The sequence below is a fragment of the Pseudoponticoccus marisrubri genome (genome assembly GCF_001482405.1).
GTDB classification, from domain to species: domain Bacteria; phylum Pseudomonadota; class Alphaproteobacteria; order Rhodobacterales; family Rhodobacteraceae; genus Pseudoponticoccus; species Pseudoponticoccus marisrubri.
The window spans coordinates 146,003-161,071 of the sequence record NZ_LPXO01000007.1; the positions used below are offsets into that span (position 1 = coordinate 146,003).

Genomic DNA, 15,069 nt, shown 5'->3' on the forward strand with positions numbered 1-15,069 from the left:
CCCCGGTCCGCCTCAATACCCGCAGAACTCGGTCGTGGCGATGACCTCAGCGGCGCCGTTGGGCGCGGTAATCAGGTCGACATGGCCGTCATTGCGCAGGATGTCGACCAGCTCGCGCACCTGCTCGACATCGAAGCCCGCATCGGCAAGGGCCACCTCGGTCGGGGCGCTTTCCTCGAGCCGGCAGCCGCTGTCCTCGATATAGGTGAGCAGCGCCTCGGAGCGGCCGATCAGGTCGCGCGGGTGCAGGCCATGCGCGCCGCAGAGCAGCGACGACAGGTAGGCGGAGGGGCCGTCGAACTCGAGGAAACCATCCGTCTCCAGCAGGTCGGCGATATCGGCCGCGTCGTTCTCGGCCAACCCGTAATCGCGCAGGATGCCGGGCAGCTCGGCCTCGTAGAGCACGCAGGCGTTCTGGCGGAAGGCCAGCAGCACCTTGGTCATCGGCTCGCTGCGCTGCGAGGGGTCCATCACCCAGTGCAGGAACGGGTCCGGCGGGATGTAATCCGGCGGCACCTGCCCGGCCGGTTGCGGCGCCGGGGCGGCATTGCCGGCCGGCGGCGGAGGCAAGGCGGTGGCGGTCCGGGTTGCGGCTTGGGCTGCTGGCGGAGGCGGCATGCCCGTGGCGGTCTGGGTCGTTGCCTGGGCCGCTGGCGGGGGCGGCAATGCGGTGGCCGTTTGCGTCGCCGTCTGGTTCATCCGCGGCGGCGGGGGCATCGCCGTGGCCGTCTGGGTCGCCGTCTGGTTCATCCGAGGCGGTGGCGGCAGCGTGTCGGCCGTTTGCGTCGCCCTCTGGTTCATTCGTGGCGGCGGGGGCAGTGCGGCGGCAGCTTGCCTCCCGGCCTGGTTCATCCGCGGCGGCGGCGGCATCGCGGCAGCAGCTTGCGTCCCGGTCGGCGCCATCCGCGGCGGCGGCGGCAGCGTGCTGCCGGCCTGTGCCGGGACGCTCCAGCCGAGATGGCCCAGCGCGGCGACGTTCGGGCTGGCGCAGAGCTCGGCGCCCAGCCGGACTGCACGCTCGGCATGGGTGGCGCGGCCGCTCGTCACCCAGCCCGCGAGGATGCGTTCGGCCTGCGCCAGGGCGATGCCGGGGATGCGCGCGGCCTCGGCCCGGGTCAGGCGGCAGCCATGATCGCGGGCGGCCGCCAGCACCGCCGCCTCGGGCGCGGCCGTGCCCTGCGCCCCGCCCGGCCCCGGCAGGACAAGCGCCATCAGGGCGGCGGCGCAAAAGGCGCGCCGCGCGGTCAATCGATCCGTTCGCATCGTCAATTCCTTTCGGTCTGTCGGCCACCGCCGGACGCGGGTCACGAGACACATTGGAACCTGGCAAACACCCCGCATCCCAATGATGCGCGCGCGGCCCGTCGCGGGGCCCGTTGAAATATCCTTGGTCTTTCCCGGCAGGCGGGTCGGAAATCACTTGCCGCCGCGTCAGCCTAGCCTAGCGGCCCGGTTTCTCAAAGCGCGGATCGCACCCGCGCTAGAACGGATCCTCGCCGGCCTGCATCTCGATCAGCCGGCCCAGCGTGCGGTCGAAACTCTCGAAATCGGCGCCCAGCACGGATTCCAGCTTGGCCTGGAAGGCCGCGGCCAAGGGCAGCAACTCGCGCATCAGGGCGCGGCCTTCCTCGGTCAGGGTCAGGTGCACCAGCCGCCGGTCGCGCGCCTGCGGACGCTTGGCGATCAGGCCGCGGGATTCGAGCCGGCTGGCAGTGCGGCTGACCTTGGATTTCTCCATCACCACGGCGTTCTCGATATCGCGCACCGAGGCACCACCGGAATGGGCCAGGTGCACCAGCACGCGCCAGTCGGGGATCGAGATGCCGAAGCGGCTGCGATACTCGCGCGCGAGCCGCTCGCTGAGGAACTGTGCCGCGACCGCCGCGCGATAGGGGGTGAAACCGGTCAGGTCGAACTCGGGCAAGCCCTCCATGCCCGTTCCTGCGCCCTGCTCGCTGTCATCGTGCCCTGCCATGCGCGGGACATACGCAACCGGCCGCGCCGCGCCCAGCGAAAATTTCATTGCATATGCAACATTGCTGTGCCAGAACATCGCCAGCGAACCGGAGGAGACCCCATGAACACCATGCGCCACCCCAGTGGCCTGATTCAGGCCGACCGCGACACGGGGCTCACGCCGGGCTACATGCCGGGCTGGGCCAATGATTTCGAGACCGAGGCTCTGCCCGGCGCGCTGCCGCAGGGCATGAACAGCCCGCAGAAATGCAATTACGGCCTCTACGGCGAACAGCTCTCGGGCACGGCCTTTACCGCCAACCCGCCCGAGCGGACCTGGACCTATCGCATTCGCCCCTCGGTCAAGCATTCCGCGCGCTACACCCGGATCGACCTGCCCTACTGGGCCTCTGCGCCCAACGTGGACCCCGATGTCACCAGCCTGGGCCAGTACCGCTGGGACCCGGTGCCCCTGGGCGAGGACAGCCTGACCTGGCTGACCGGCATGCGCACCATGACCACCGCCGGCGACGTGAACACGCAGGTGGGCATGGCCGCGCATATCTACCTCGTGACCGAGAGCATGCAGGACGCCTATTTCTTCTCTGCCGACAGCGAGCTGCTGGTCGTGCCGCAGGAAGGCCGGCTGCGCTTCTGCACCGAGCTGGGGATCATCGACCTGGAGCCCAAGGAGATCGCGATCATCCCGCGCGGGCTGGTCTACCGGGTCGAGGTGCTCGAAGGCCCCTGCCGCGGCTTCGTCTGCGAGAATTACGGCCAGAAATTCGAGCTGCCGGGCCGCGGCCCGATCGGCGCCAACTGCATGGCCAATCCGCGCGACTTCAAGGCACCCGTGGCGGCCTTCGAGGATCGCGAGGTACCTTCGACCCTGACGATAAAGTGGTGCGGCCAGTTCCACGAGACGCAGATCCCGCAAAGCCCGCTGGACGTGGTGGCCTGGCACGGCAATTACGCGCCCTACAAATACGATCTGCGCAGCTACTGCCCGGTCGGCGCGATCCTCTTCGACCATCCCGACCCGTCGATCTTCACCGTGCTGACCGCCCCCTCGGGCGTTCCCGGCACGGCCAATATCGACTTCGTGCTGTTCCGCGAACGCTGGATGGTGGCCGAGGACACGTTCCGCCCGCCCTGGTACCACAAGAACATCATGTCCGAGCTGATGGGCAACATCTACGGCCAGTATGACGCCAAGCCCCAGGGCTTCGTGCCCGGGGGCATGAGCCTCCACAACATGATGATCCCGCACGGGCCCGACCGCAACGCCTTCGAGGGCGCGTCGAATGCCGATCTGGGTCCCGAGAAGCTGGACAATACCATGTCCTTCATGTTCGAAACCCGCTTCCCGCAGCACCTGACCGCCTTCGCCGGGAAAGAGGCACCGCTGCAGGACGACTATATCGACTGCTGGGACAGCCTCGAGAAGAAGTTCGACGGCACGCCCGGCCGGAAATGACCAGCCCCCCCGGGCGCAGGCACCGCCCCGCGCAGGCGGCCCCAAGGCCGCTGACACGGGCGCGGCGCGCGATCGCCCGGGGCGGACGGCCCGGCAGCGGCGGGGGCGGCCCCCCGCCCGGGACAGACATGGAAGGACAGCAATGCCCCTCAACCGCTCATGGGTCGCGTCGGCCAACACGCCCGACACCGACTTTCCGCTGAACAACCTGCCCTATGGCAGTTTCCGCGCCGAGGATGGCGAGCCGCATTGCGGCGTGGCCATCGGGGACATGATCCTCGACGCCACCGCGCTGGAACGCGACGACCTGCTGCGCGTCGAGGACGAGGACGAGGTGTTCTTCTTCGGCGACTGGACCGAGTTCATGGCGCTCGGCGCGCAGGCCTGGGACAGCTACCGCGCCGCGCTGACCGCGCTTCTGTCCGAGGACGCGGCCGAGCCCGAGGCGCTGGTGCCCTATCTGGTGCCGCAGGCCGGCACCACGATGCTGATGCCCTTCACCGTCGCGGAATATACCGATTTCTACGCCGGCAGGCATCACGCCACCAATGTGGGCACCATGTTCCGCGGGGCCGAGAACGCGCTGCCCGCCAACTGGCTGTCGATCCCGATCGGCTATAACGGGCGGGCCTCCTCGGTGGTGGTCTCGGGCACGCCGGTCACGCGGCCCTGGGGCCAGCTCAAGGGCCCCGAGGACGACCTGCCGCGTTTCGCCCCCTGCGCGCGCTTCGACCTCGAGCTCGAGATGGGCGCCATCGTCGGCCAGCCCTCCGAGGGCATGGTCGACGTGGCCCGGGCGGACGAGATGATCTTCGGCTACGTGCTGCTGAACGACTGGTCGGCGCGCGACATCCAGGCCTGGGAATACCAGCCGCTGGGCCCCTTCCAGGCCAAGGCGACCGCGACCACGATCAGCCCGTGGATCGTGCCCCGTGCCGCGCTGGAGCCGTTCCGCACCGCGACGCCCGCGCGCGAACGCCCGCTGCTGCCCTACCTGGCCGAACCGGGGCCCCTGCTCTACGACATCGCGCTCGAGGTCGCGCTTGCCCCAGAGGGCGGCGCCGAGACGGTGATCGCGCGGACCAACATGAACCAGCTCTACTATTCCGCCGCCCAGCAGCTCTGCCACCACACCACGTCAGGCTGCCCCATGCGGGTGGGCGACCTGCTCGGCTCCGGCACGATCTCGGGCCCCGACCGGGACAGCCGCGGCTCGCTGCTGGAGCTCAGCTGGGGCGGCAAGGAACCGCTGACGCTCGAGGGCGGCGAGACGCGCAGCTTCCTTCAGGATGGCGACACGCTGACCCTGCGCGGCGCGGCCACGGGCGATGGCTACCGGGTGGGGTTCGGGGACTGCACCGGCACGGTTCGCCCCGCCCCGTCCGATCCGCTCGCGCCATGAGCTTTCATCTTTCCACAAATACTCCCGCCGGAGGCGTCCACCCCGCACCCGGCCCGACCGACAAAGGACAGATCACATGACCAAGGCCTTCGCATCCGCCGGCGACATGGAAGACAAGCAGATCAGCTTCACGCAGATCGGCGAGGGGCTCTATGCCTTCACCGCCGAGGGCGACCCCAATACCGGCGTCATCATCGGTGATGACAGCGTGATGATCGTCGAGGCGCAGGCCACGCCGCGGCTGGCGCGCAAGGTGATCGAGTGCGTGCGCTCGGTGACCGACAAGCCCATCAGCCACCTGGTGATGACCCATTACCACGCGGTGCGCGTGCTGGGCGCCAGCGCCTATGGCGCGCGCGAGATCATCATGTCCGACACGGCCGCCGCGATGGTCGAGGAGCGCGGTCAGGAGGACTGGGAGAGCGAGTTCGATCGCTTCCCCCGCCTCTTCCAGGGCCACGAAGAAATCCCCGGCCTGACCCGCCCGACCACCACCTTCAGCGAGAGCATGACCGTCATGCTGGGCAAGCGCCGCGTCGACATCATGAAGCTCGGCCGCGCCCACACCGCGGGCGACGCGGTGATCTGGGTGCCCGACCAGGAAGTCATGTTCACCGGCGACATCGTCGAGTACCACTCGGCCTGCTATTGCGGCGACGGGCATTTCGGCGACTGGGAAGACACGCTGATGAACATCGCCGCCTTCGAGCCGCAGAGCATCGCGCCGGGCCGCGGCGACGCGCTTGTCGGACCCGAGAAGGTGGCCGAGGCGATCGCCAGCACCGCCGATTTCGTCAACTCGACCTACAAGCCCGTGGCCCGCATCGTCGCCCGTGGCGGCTCGCTGAAAGAGGCCTGGGACGCGGTGCGCGCCGAGTGCGACCCCAAGTTCAGCGACTACGCGATCTACGAACACTGCCTGCCCTTCAACGTGGCCCGCGCCTATGACGAGGCCCGCGGCATCGACACCCCCCGCATCTGGACTGCCGCCCGCGACAAGGAAATGTGGGCGGCTCTGCAGGGGTGAGCGCTGGTCCGCGCAGCGGCGATCTCTCCGGTGGAGAGATCGAGGCGCGAACGGGCGGAGCCCCGGCATGGCGCCGGTCCGCATAGCGGCGATCTCTCCGGTCGAGAGATCGAGCCGCGAACGGGCGGAGCCCCGGGGGACGAACCGGGCCGATCACGGGCGGCGCCCCGGACCATGAAGGATTTCCGCAGGGCGGGTCGGCGACCTGCCCTCGGCACGATCGCAAGAGGAGGAGAAGACCGTGCCCTTGGACGACCGCTACCAACTCGCCTTCCGGCTCTATCCCTATGAACGCTCGGCCGACCAGGACGCGGCCGCGCCCGTGCGCCACCCGGTCGTGGTGATGGGCGGCGGGCCCATCGGCATCGCCACCGCACTGGATCTGGGCCTGCAGGGCATCCCCGTCACCGTGCTGGACGATCACGAGGGGATCGGCATGGGCAGCCGCGCGATCTGCTTTGCCAAGCGCTGCCTCGAGATCGCCGACCGCTATGGCTGCGCGCAACCGATGCTGGACAAGGGCGTGGTCTGGAACCTCGGCAAGGTGTTCCACGAGGACCGCAAGGTCTACGAGTTCAACCTGCTGCCCGAAGAGGGCCACCGCTTCCCGGCCTTCATCAATCTCCAGCAGCCCTATTTCGAAAAATTCATGGTCGAGCGCGTCCGCGCGGCGCAGGCCGAGGGCGCGCCGATCGAGATCCGCGGCAAGAACCGGGTCGAGCGGATCGAGACGAAAGCCGACCACACCATCTTGCACATCGACACGCCCGAAGGCCCCTACACGATCCATGCCGACTGGCTGATCGGGGCGGATGGCGCCTCAAGCCCGCTGCGCGGCATGATGGGGCTCGATTTCGAGGGTCGCGTCTTCCAGGACAGCTTCCTGATCGCCGATATCCGCATGCTGTCCGACAGCTTCCCGACCGAGCGCTGGTTCTGGTTCGAACCCAGCCATGGCGCCGGCGCCTCCACCCTTCTGCACAAGCAGCCCGACGATGTCTGGCGGGTCGATTTCCAGATCGGCTGGGACGTGGACCGCGCCGAAGAGCTGAAGGAGGAGAATGTCCGCCGCCGGCTGGACGCGATGCTGGGCGGCGATGTCGCCTACGAGATCGTCTGGAGCTCGATCTACACCTTCCAGTGCCGCCGCATGAAGCAGTTCCGCCACGGGCGGGTGATCTTTGCCGGCGATGCGGCGCACCAGGTCAGCCCGTTCGGTGCGCGCGGCGCCAATTCCGGCATGCAGGACGTGGACAACCTGGGCTGGAAGCTGGGCATGGTGATCCGCGGCGAGGCGCCCGACCGGCTGCTGGACAGCTATCACGAGGAACGCGCCTTTGGTGCCGACGAGAACATCCTGAACTCGACCCGGGCCACGGATTTCATCACGCCCAAATCGACCGCCAGCCACATGTTCCGCAATGCCGTGCTGGACCTGGCCGAGCATCACGCCTTTGCCCGGCCGCTGGTGAATTCGGGCCGCCTGTCGGTGCCCTGCACCTATGACGGGCTGTCGCTGACCGGTGCGGATGCGCTGCCTGGCGGACCGGCCCGCACGCGCCCCGGCAGCCCCTGTCCCGACGCGCCCGTGGGCAACGGGTACCTGCTGAACGCGCTGGGGGGCGGCTTCACGATCCTGACGCTGGATGCCGAGGCGCCCGAGACGCTGACCGAAGACGGTGTGACCGCGCGGCGCCACGCGCTCTCGGCACGTGACGATGCCAGCGGCGCATTGGCCGAGCGCTACCTGGGCAGCGCGGACAGGGCCGTCTACCTCGTGCGGCCCGATCAGCACGTGGTGGCCCGCTGGGACCGCTACGACGAGACCGCCCTGCGCGCCGCGCTGCGTCGGGCCTGTGGCAAGGAGTGAGCGCGATGGCCCTGAACACCCAGCCCAATATCGCCGATCCCGACGAGTTCTATGCCGAGCTGATCCGCGCCCATGACGGGCTGAGCGACGCCGAGAGCGCCGCCTTCAACGCCCGGCTGGTGCTGCTGCTGGCCAACCACGTGGGCGACCGCGCCACCCTGACCGAGGCGCTTGCCGCCGCGCGCAAGCCCTGACCTTTCCCGCCGGGCGCCTGAACGGGGCCCGGCGCGACGTCCTCGCGCACCCCGGACCGTTCCGGCGCGGCGCCCCCTCCCCGTTTTCCGACCCGACAGGCCGCAACCGCTGCGGCACGCCGCCCCTATGCGGCGGGCGACTTCCCGCGCATACTGCTTGACGATGTGACGGGAGGACCCATTTCTGACGTGTTACAAAAATTCCGGATCGCGAAAATTCGGTAACTTTTTTCTTGCGCGAATCTTGGGCACCGCGCATAAACCGACCGTAAGGTCGAGGAATATACAGGGAGGATCCGCTTCATGGACGCGCTGATTTGTGATGGCATCCGGACGCCGATCGGACGGTATGGCGGGGCTCTGTCCTCGGTCCGTGCCGATGACCTGGCCGCGCTGCCCATCGCCGCGCTGATGCAGCGCAATACCGGCGTGAACTGGGAAGCGGTGGACGAGGTGATCTACGGCGCCGCCAACCAGGCGGGCGAGGACAACCGCAACGTCGCACGCATGGCAGCGCTGCTGGCCGGGCTGCCCGAAAGCGTGCCCGGAACCACGGTGAACCGGCTTTGCGCCAGCGGCATGGACGCGGTGGGCTTTGCCGCCCGCGGCATCAAGGCCGGCGATTACGAGCTGACCATCGCCGGCGGCGTCGAGAGCATGAGCCGCGCCCCCTTCGTCATGCCCAAGCCCGAGGCGGCCTTCACCCGGTCGAACGCGGTCTATGACACGACGATCGGTTGGCGCTTCGTGAACCCCAAGATGAAGGCGCAGTACGACACCCATTCCATGCCCGAGACGGCCGACAACGTGGCGGCCGATTTCGACGTCAGCCGCGCCGACCAGGACGCCTTTGCCGCGCGCAGCCAGGCCCGGTGGGAGGCCGCGCAGCAGGCCGGGCTGTTCGCCGACGAGATCGTGCCGGTCGAGGTGCCGCAGCGCAAGGGCGACCCGGTGATCGTCGACCGTGACGAACATCCCCGCCCCGGCACCACGGCCGAGAAGCTGGCCGGGCTGCGCGGCGTGAACGGCCCGGACCTGAGCGTGACCGCCGGCAATGCCAGCGGCGTCAATGACGGTGCCGCCGCGCTGCTGGTCGCCAGCGAGACGGCGGCCCGCACCCATGGCCTGACGCCGATGGCCCGCGTGCTGGGCATGGCCTCGGCCGGGGTGGCGCCGCGCATCATGGGGATCGGCCCGGTGCCCGCCAGCCGCAAGATCCTCGATCGGCTGGGGCTGACCATCGACCGGATGGACGTGATCGAGCTGAACGAGGCCTTTGCCGCGCAGGGGCTGGCGACGCTGCGCCAGCTGGGCGTAGCCGATGACGACCCGCGGGTGAACCCGCAGGGCGGCGCCATCGCCATGGGCCACCCGCTGGGCATGTCCGGCGCGCGGCTCGTGCTGAGCGCGGCCCACCAGTTGAAACGCGGCGGCGGGCGCTATGCGCTCTGCACCATGTGTGTCGGTGTCGGCCAGGGCGCCGCGCTGATCCTCGAACGTGTCTGAAGGAGGCAGTCCATGTACGCACAGATGATCAAGTCCGAAGCGACGCAGGAAGACCCCGAGAAGCTGACCGCCTTCCAGGCGCGGATCGACGCGGGCGAGAAGATCGAGCCCAAGGACTGGATGCCCGCGGGCTATCGCAAGACGCTGATCCGCCAGATCGGCCAGCACGCCCATTCCGAGATCGTCGGCCAGCTGCCCGAGGGCAACTGGATCACCCGCGCCCCCACGCTGGAGCGCAAGGCGATCCTGCTGGCCAAGGTGCAGGACGAGGCGGGCCACGGCCTCTATCTCTACTGCGCGGCCGAGACGCTGGGCGTCAGCCGCGACGAGCTGACCGAGATGCTGCTGGACGGGCGGATGAAATACTCGTCCATCTTCAACTACCCCACCCTGACCTGGGCCGACATGGGCGCGGTGGGCTGGCTGGTCGATGGCGCGGCCATCATGAACCAGGTGCCGCTGCAGCGCACCAGCTTTGGCCCCTATTCGCGCGCCATGATCCGCATCTGCAAGGAAGAAAGCTTCCACCAGCGGCAGGGCTACGACATCATGATGAAGATGGCCCAGGGCACGCCGGCGCAGAAGAAGATGGCGCAGGATGCGCTGAACCGCTTCTGGTACCCCTCGCTGATGATGTTCGGCCCCTCGGACAAGGACTCGGTGCATTCCGAGCAGTCCATGGCGTGGAAGATCAAGATGAACACCAATGACGAGCTGCGCCAGAAATTCGTCGACCAGACCGTGCCGCAGGCGGAATATCTCGGCCTGACCGTGCCCGACCCGGACCTGACCTGGAACGAGGAGACCGGGCATTACGACTTCACCCAGCCCGACTGGTCCGAGTTCTTCGACGTGCTGAAGGGCAACGGCCCGTGCAACCGGGAACGGCTGGCCGCGCGCAACAAGGCCTGGGATGACGGCAAATGGGTGCGCGACGGGCTGCTGGCCCATGCCGAGAAGAAGGCCGCGCGCCGGATGGCGGCCGAGTAAGAGAGACCCGATGGAGGCCCCGACCCCCCTTCTGCGCGGCCTGCTGATGATCTGCGTCGCCTTCTTTGCCTGCATGGGCGCGGCGCATTTCTTCGGGCTGAAGATCCCCGTCCTGTTCGTCTACTGGGACCCGCCGTTCTACGCCTACCAGGACAAGATCATCGCCTTCACGCTGGTCACCTACATGGCGCTGTTCTTCGGGGCCGCCCGGCACCGCGTCATGGTGCCCTACGCGCTTGTCTCGATCTGGGCCACCGTCATCGGGCTGGCGCTGGTGAACCTGTCCGACGCGCTGGCGCAGGTGCTGAACGGCGGGGGCACCCTGGCCTACTGGCTGATCACGGCTGCCTTCGGCGGCCTGGCCGCCATCCTGACCTTGATTTGGGTCCGCGACGCAAAAGCGCGCTGACCACCGGAGGAGAAACGACCATGAGTTCCCCGAACGCCGCCTATCCGGACACGCCGGACACCAACGCCAAACCCAAGCGCCATGAATGGCCGCTGTGGGAGATCTTCATCCGTGGCCAGCATGGCATGAGCCACCGCCACGTGGGCAGCCTGCACGCCCCCGATGCCGAGATGGCGATCAAGAACGCCCGCGACGTCTATACCCGTCGCAACGAGGGCGTCAGCATCTGGGTGGTCGAGGCGCGGCATATCGCGGCCTCCTCGCCCTCTGACAAGGGTCCGCTCTACGAGCCCTCCGAGAGCAAGGTCTACCGCCACCCGACCTTCTTCGACATTCCCGAAGACGTAGGGGCAATGTGATGACACGCGACGAGGCATTCTTCGAATTCCTGTGCCGCATGGGCGACAACACGCTGGTGCTGGGGCATCGGGTCAGCGAATGGTGCGGCCACGCGCCGGTGCTGGAAGAGGATATCGCGCTGGCCAACACGGCGCTGGACCTGATCGGGCAGACGCAGATGTGGCTGGGCCTGGCCGCCGAGATCGAGGGCGACGGCCGTTCGGCCGATGACCTCGCCATGCTGCGCGACGCCTGGGATTTTCGCAACGTGCTGCTGGCCGAACAGCCCAATGGCGATTTCGGCCAGACCATGATGCGGCAATACCTGTTCGACCAGTACCACCTGCTGATGCTGCAGGCGCTGGCGGGCTCCTCGGACGAGCGGGTCGCCGGCATCGCCGCCAAGTCGGTCAAGGAAGTGGCCTACCACGTGGAACGCTCGCGCGACACCGTGGTGGGTCTGGGCGACGGCACCTCGGAAAGCCATCGGCGGATGCAGGCCGCGCTGGACCTGCTCTACCCTTACGTGGGCGAGATGTTCGAAAGCGATGCGGTCGACGCGGCGATGGAAGAGGCCGGCATCGCGCCCGACCCCGCCAGCCTGCGCGACGCCTATGACGCGGCGCTGACCCAGACCATGGCCGAGGCCACGCTGACCCTGCCCGACAGCCGCTTTGCCCATTCCGGCGGCCGCACCGGTTTCCGCCATACCGAGCATCTGGGCCACATGCTGACCCAGATGCAGTGGCTGCAGCGCGCCTATCCGGGGGCCACGTGGTAGGATGAAACCAACCGAGGCACAGATCTGGGACTGGCTCGACCAGGTGCCCGATCCCGAGATCCCCGTGATCTCGGTCGTGGATCTGGGCATCGTGCGCGACGTGGCCTGGCAGGATGACACGCTGGAGGTGGCGGTGACGCCCACCTATTCCGGCTGCCCGGCCACCAGCGTGATCTCGATGGATATCGAGACCGCGCTGCGCGATCGCGGGGTGGAGCAGATCCGCATCCGCACGCAGATCGCGCCGCCTTGGACCACCGACTGGCTGAGCGACAAGGGGCGTGCCAAGCTCGAAGCATACGGCATCGCGCCGCCCTCGCCCGCCGGCGGGCCCGAGAAATGCCCGCATTGCGGATCGGCAGACGTGGTCCGCGTCAGCCAGTTCGGCTCGACCCCCTGCAAGGCCCATTGGCGCTGCAACGCCTGCCTGGAGCCCTTCGACTATTTCAAATGCATCTGAGGAGACCCGCCCGATGCCGCGTTTCCACGAACTGACCGTCACGGATGTCAAGAAGACCATCCGCGACGCGGTGGTCGTGACGCTGAAGCCCGCCAATGGCGCCGCGTTCGACTTCATCCAGGGCCAGTACCTGACCTTCCGCCGAGACTTTGACGGCACCGAGATCCGCCGCTCCTACTCGATCTGCGCCGGCCGCGACGAAGGCATCCTGCAGGTCGGCATCAAGAAGGTCGATGGCGGCGCCTTCTCGACCTGGGCCAATGAGGAGCTGCAGCCCGGCATGGTGCTGGAAGCGATGGAGCCCATGGGCAGCTTTCACACGCCGCTCGATGCCGCGCAGGCGCGCAGCTACCTGGGCTTTGCCGGCGGCTCGGGCATCACGCCGGTCCTGTCGATCCTCAAGACCGTGCTCGCCGCCGAGCCACGCTCGGATTTCACGCTGGTCTACGCCAATCGCGGCGTGAACACGATCATGTTCCGCGAGGAGCTGGAGGATCTCAAGAACCGCTACATGGGCCGGTTGAACGTGATCCACGTGCTGGAATCCGACGCCCAGGACATCGAGCTGTTCCAGGGCCGCGTCGATGCCGAGAAATGCGAGGCACTCTTCGCGCACTGGATCGACGTGGAAAATGTCGAGACGGCCTTCATCTGCGGCCCCGAGCCGATGATGCTGGGCATCGCCGCGGCGCTGAAGTCGCACGGGCTGAGCGATGACCAGATCAAGTTCGAGCTTTTCGCCAGCGCCCAGCCCGGCCGGGTGACCCGCAAGGCCAGCGCGGCCGGGGCGGCCAAGGACACGGCCGCCGAGACGCAGGCTACCGTCACGCTGGACGGCGCGACGCGCAGCTTTGCCATGTCCAAGGAGGTCTCGGTGCTGGATGCGGCGCTCGAGAACGCGCTCGATGCGCCCTATGCCTGCAAGGCCGGCGTCTGTTCGACCTGCCGCTGCAAGGTGCTGGAGGGCGAGGTCGAGATGGTCGCGAACCACGCGCTGGAGGATTACGAAGTCGCGCAGGGCTATGTGCTCAGCTGCCAGTCCTTCCCGCTCACCGACCGCGTCACCGTCGATTACGACCAGTAGGGGGCCGCCATGACCGAAGAGATGAACATCGCCGACTATCTCGCGCAGGGCGGCAAGCTTACCAACCCCGCCAACGTGCCGCCGCGCTACCGGGCCGAGCTGATGAAGATCATGTCCGCCTTCGTGGACAGCGAGTTGGCCGGGGCGGCGGGCTTTGCCGACGTGATCAATGACGGGCCGGGCATCAAGGAACGCATCGCCGCCGCGAAAATCGTGCTGGAGAAGACCGACAATGCCGATCGCGTGCTGCGCCTGATGGGCGAGTTCGGCGCCGCGACCGGGCGCTATGTCTCGCACCATCCCTGGACCGACCGGCTGCCGCGCGAAACCGAACCGGGCCGCACCCGCAGTGCGCATGACATGCGCCTGTCGGTGTTCAACTACCCGCTGGCCGGCTGGACCGACGCGGTGACAATGAACCTGGTGATGGGGCTGGCGGTGGACGTGCAGCTGCGCGACCTGGCCCAGGCCTCCTATCAGCCGCTGGCCGAAGCGATCCGCGGCCTCGCCCCGCGCGAGGCGCGCCATACCGAGCTGGCCGAGGAAGGGCTGGCCCGGCTTGCCGCGCAAGGCCAACGCGCCGCGATCGCCGAGAGCGTCGCCTATTGGCGTCCGCGTGTCGCCGCGATGTTCGCCGACCCCGCGCCCGAACGCATGGCCCAGCTGCGCGGCTGGGGACTGCGCCATGCCGATGCGGCGCAGATGCGCGCGGCGTGGGAGGGGGCGCTGGACGAGGCGCTGGCCCGGGTCGACAGCGCCGCGGTCGCCGCCTGAGCACGGGCTGGCATCCCGGCCACGGCTGGTGCAGGATCGCGGGGGCGCGGGGCCGACAGGGCCCCGGCCCGTCCATCCCGACCAAGCGCGAGGCCCGCTCATGACAGACCCCGCCCCGTCCCAGCCGCCCGCGTCCGTCGCGCCGCGCGCCACGCAGATCGCCGACCGCATCGCCGCCCTGCCCCGCACGCGCGAACGGCTGCTGATCGCCATTGCCGGCCCGCCGGGCGCCGGCAAGTCGACCCTGGCCGAGGCGGTGACCGAAGCGCTGCAGGCCCGCGGCGAGGCGGCGGTGCTGATGCCCATGGACGGGTTCCACCTCGACAACCGCCTGCTGGAGCCGCAGGGCCTGCTGCCCCGCAAGGGCGCGCCCGAGACCTTCGATTTCGGCGGCTTCCACGCCACGCTGCGACGGATCCGAAGCGAGCCGCAGGTGATCCTGCCGGTCTTCGACCGCGCCCGCGAGATCGCCATTGCCGGCGCCGCCGAGATCCGCCCCGACACACAGATCGTGGTGGTCGAGGGCAATTACCTCTGCCTCGACGAAGCGCCCTGGCAAGCGCTGGCGATGCTCTGGGATTTCTCGGTCTTCCTCGACGTGCCGGTGGCAGAGCTGGAGCGGCGGCTGGTCGCGCGCTGGCTGTCCTATGGCCATGATCCCGAGACAGCGCGGCAGAAGGCGATGGGCAACGACATTCCCAATGCGCGCCGCGTCGTGGCCGGGGTCGGCACGGTCGATCTGCGCCTGAGCGACTGAGCCGCGGCCCCGGACCGGTCATGGCAGCGCGGCTGCAGACTGG

General features: G+C 68.6%; 16 protein-coding genes. 14 read left to right on the forward strand and 2 right to left on the reverse strand.

Translation table 11 applies throughout. The annotated features are described in order from the left end of the window. Positions 1–12 precede the first annotated feature (12 nt). Both AVJ23_RS13290 and AVJ23_RS13295 read right to left on the reverse strand, forming a co-directional pair. Positions 13–1,212, reverse strand: a complete 1,200-nt coding sequence (locus AVJ23_RS13290) for a hypothetical protein (protein WP_157772674.1) — start codon at positions 1,210–1,212, stop codon at positions 13–15. 268 nt (positions 1,213–1,480) lie between these two features. After that, a complete protein-coding gene (locus AVJ23_RS13295) occupies positions 1,481–1,975 on the reverse strand; it encodes a MarR family winged helix-turn-helix transcriptional regulator (protein WP_240484645.1) in 495 nt (164 codons plus the stop codon). A gap of 102 nt (positions 1,976–2,077) precedes the next feature. On the opposite strand from AVJ23_RS13295, the gene hmgA reads away from it, so the two are divergent. The 14 genes from hmgA to AVJ23_RS13365 all read left to right on the forward strand — a co-directional run bounded on the left by hmgA (position 2,078) and on the right by AVJ23_RS13365 (position 15,026). Beyond that, the gene (hmgA, locus tag AVJ23_RS13300; RefSeq protein WP_058862687.1) at positions 2,078–3,433 is read left to right on the forward strand and encodes a homogentisate 1,2-dioxygenase; all 1,356 of its coding nucleotides are present in this window, start codon (positions 2,078–2,080) and stop codon (positions 3,431–3,433) included. A 142-nt stretch (positions 3,434–3,575) separates the two neighbouring features. After that, positions 3,576–4,835: a fumarylacetoacetase gene (fahA, locus tag AVJ23_RS13305; protein WP_058862688.1), complete on the forward strand. Its 1,260-nt coding sequence runs from the start codon at positions 3,576–3,578 to the stop codon at positions 4,833–4,835. 76 nt (positions 4,836–4,911) lie between these two features. Continuing rightward, the gene (locus AVJ23_RS13310) at positions 4,912–5,862 is read left to right on the forward strand and encodes an MBL fold metallo-hydrolase (RefSeq protein ID WP_058862689.1); all 951 of its coding nucleotides are present in this window, start codon (positions 4,912–4,914) and stop codon (positions 5,860–5,862) included. Between the two features lie 241 nt (positions 5,863–6,103). After that, positions 6,104–7,732: an FAD-dependent oxidoreductase gene (locus tag AVJ23_RS13315; protein ID WP_084794565.1), complete on the forward strand. Its 1,629-nt coding sequence runs from the start codon at positions 6,104–6,106 to the stop codon at positions 7,730–7,732. A gap of 5 nt (positions 7,733–7,737) precedes the next feature. Beyond that, positions 7,738–7,926 (forward strand): DUF2783 domain-containing protein, encoded by a 189-nt coding sequence (locus AVJ23_RS13320; RefSeq protein ID WP_058862691.1) that lies wholly within the window; start codon positions 7,738–7,740, stop codon positions 7,924–7,926. Between the two features lie 303 nt (positions 7,927–8,229). Beyond that, positions 8,230–9,432 (forward strand): 3-oxoadipyl-CoA thiolase, encoded by a 1,203-nt coding sequence (pcaF, locus tag AVJ23_RS13325; protein WP_058862692.1) that lies wholly within the window; start codon positions 8,230–8,232, stop codon positions 9,430–9,432. A 12-nt stretch (positions 9,433–9,444) separates the two neighbouring features. After that, positions 9,445–10,422: a 1,2-phenylacetyl-CoA epoxidase subunit PaaA gene (gene paaA / locus AVJ23_RS13330; protein WP_058862693.1), complete on the forward strand. Its 978-nt coding sequence runs from the start codon at positions 9,445–9,447 to the stop codon at positions 10,420–10,422. Between the two features lie 10 nt (positions 10,423–10,432). Further along, on the forward strand, positions 10,433–10,831 hold the full coding sequence (locus AVJ23_RS13335; RefSeq protein ID WP_058862694.1) for a hypothetical protein: 399 nt from the start codon (positions 10,433–10,435) through the stop codon (positions 10,829–10,831). Between the two features lie 20 nt (positions 10,832–10,851). Further along, entirely contained in the window at positions 10,852–11,190 is a 339-nt protein-coding gene (paaB, locus tag AVJ23_RS13340; RefSeq protein ID WP_084794567.1) for a 1,2-phenylacetyl-CoA epoxidase subunit PaaB, read from the forward strand. Continuing rightward, on the forward strand, positions 11,190–11,951 hold the full coding sequence (gene paaC / locus AVJ23_RS13345; RefSeq protein WP_058862695.1) for a 1,2-phenylacetyl-CoA epoxidase subunit PaaC: 762 nt from the start codon (positions 11,190–11,192) through the stop codon (positions 11,949–11,951). The genes paaB and paaC overlap by 1 nt, the downstream gene beginning before the upstream one ends. A 1-nt stretch (position 11,952) precedes the next feature. Then, a complete protein-coding gene (gene paaD, locus AVJ23_RS13350) occupies positions 11,953–12,411 on the forward strand; it encodes a 1,2-phenylacetyl-CoA epoxidase subunit PaaD (RefSeq protein WP_058862696.1) in 459 nt (152 codons plus the stop codon). Between the two features lie 13 nt (positions 12,412–12,424). Beyond that, positions 12,425–13,495: a 1,2-phenylacetyl-CoA epoxidase subunit PaaE gene (gene paaE, locus AVJ23_RS13355; RefSeq protein WP_058862697.1), complete on the forward strand. Its 1,071-nt coding sequence runs from the start codon at positions 12,425–12,427 to the stop codon at positions 13,493–13,495. Between the two features lie 9 nt (positions 13,496–13,504). Then, positions 13,505–14,269, forward strand: a complete 765-nt coding sequence (locus tag AVJ23_RS13360; protein ID WP_058862698.1) for a Phenylacetic acid catabolic protein — start codon at positions 13,505–13,507, stop codon at positions 14,267–14,269. A gap of 100 nt (positions 14,270–14,369) precedes the next feature. Then, positions 14,370–15,026 carry a nucleoside triphosphate hydrolase gene (locus AVJ23_RS13365; protein ID WP_084794569.1) on the forward strand — a complete coding sequence of 219 codons (657 nt, stop codon included), beginning with the start codon at positions 14,370–14,372 and terminating at the stop codon, positions 15,024–15,026. Positions 15,027–15,069: the final 43 nt, after the last annotated feature.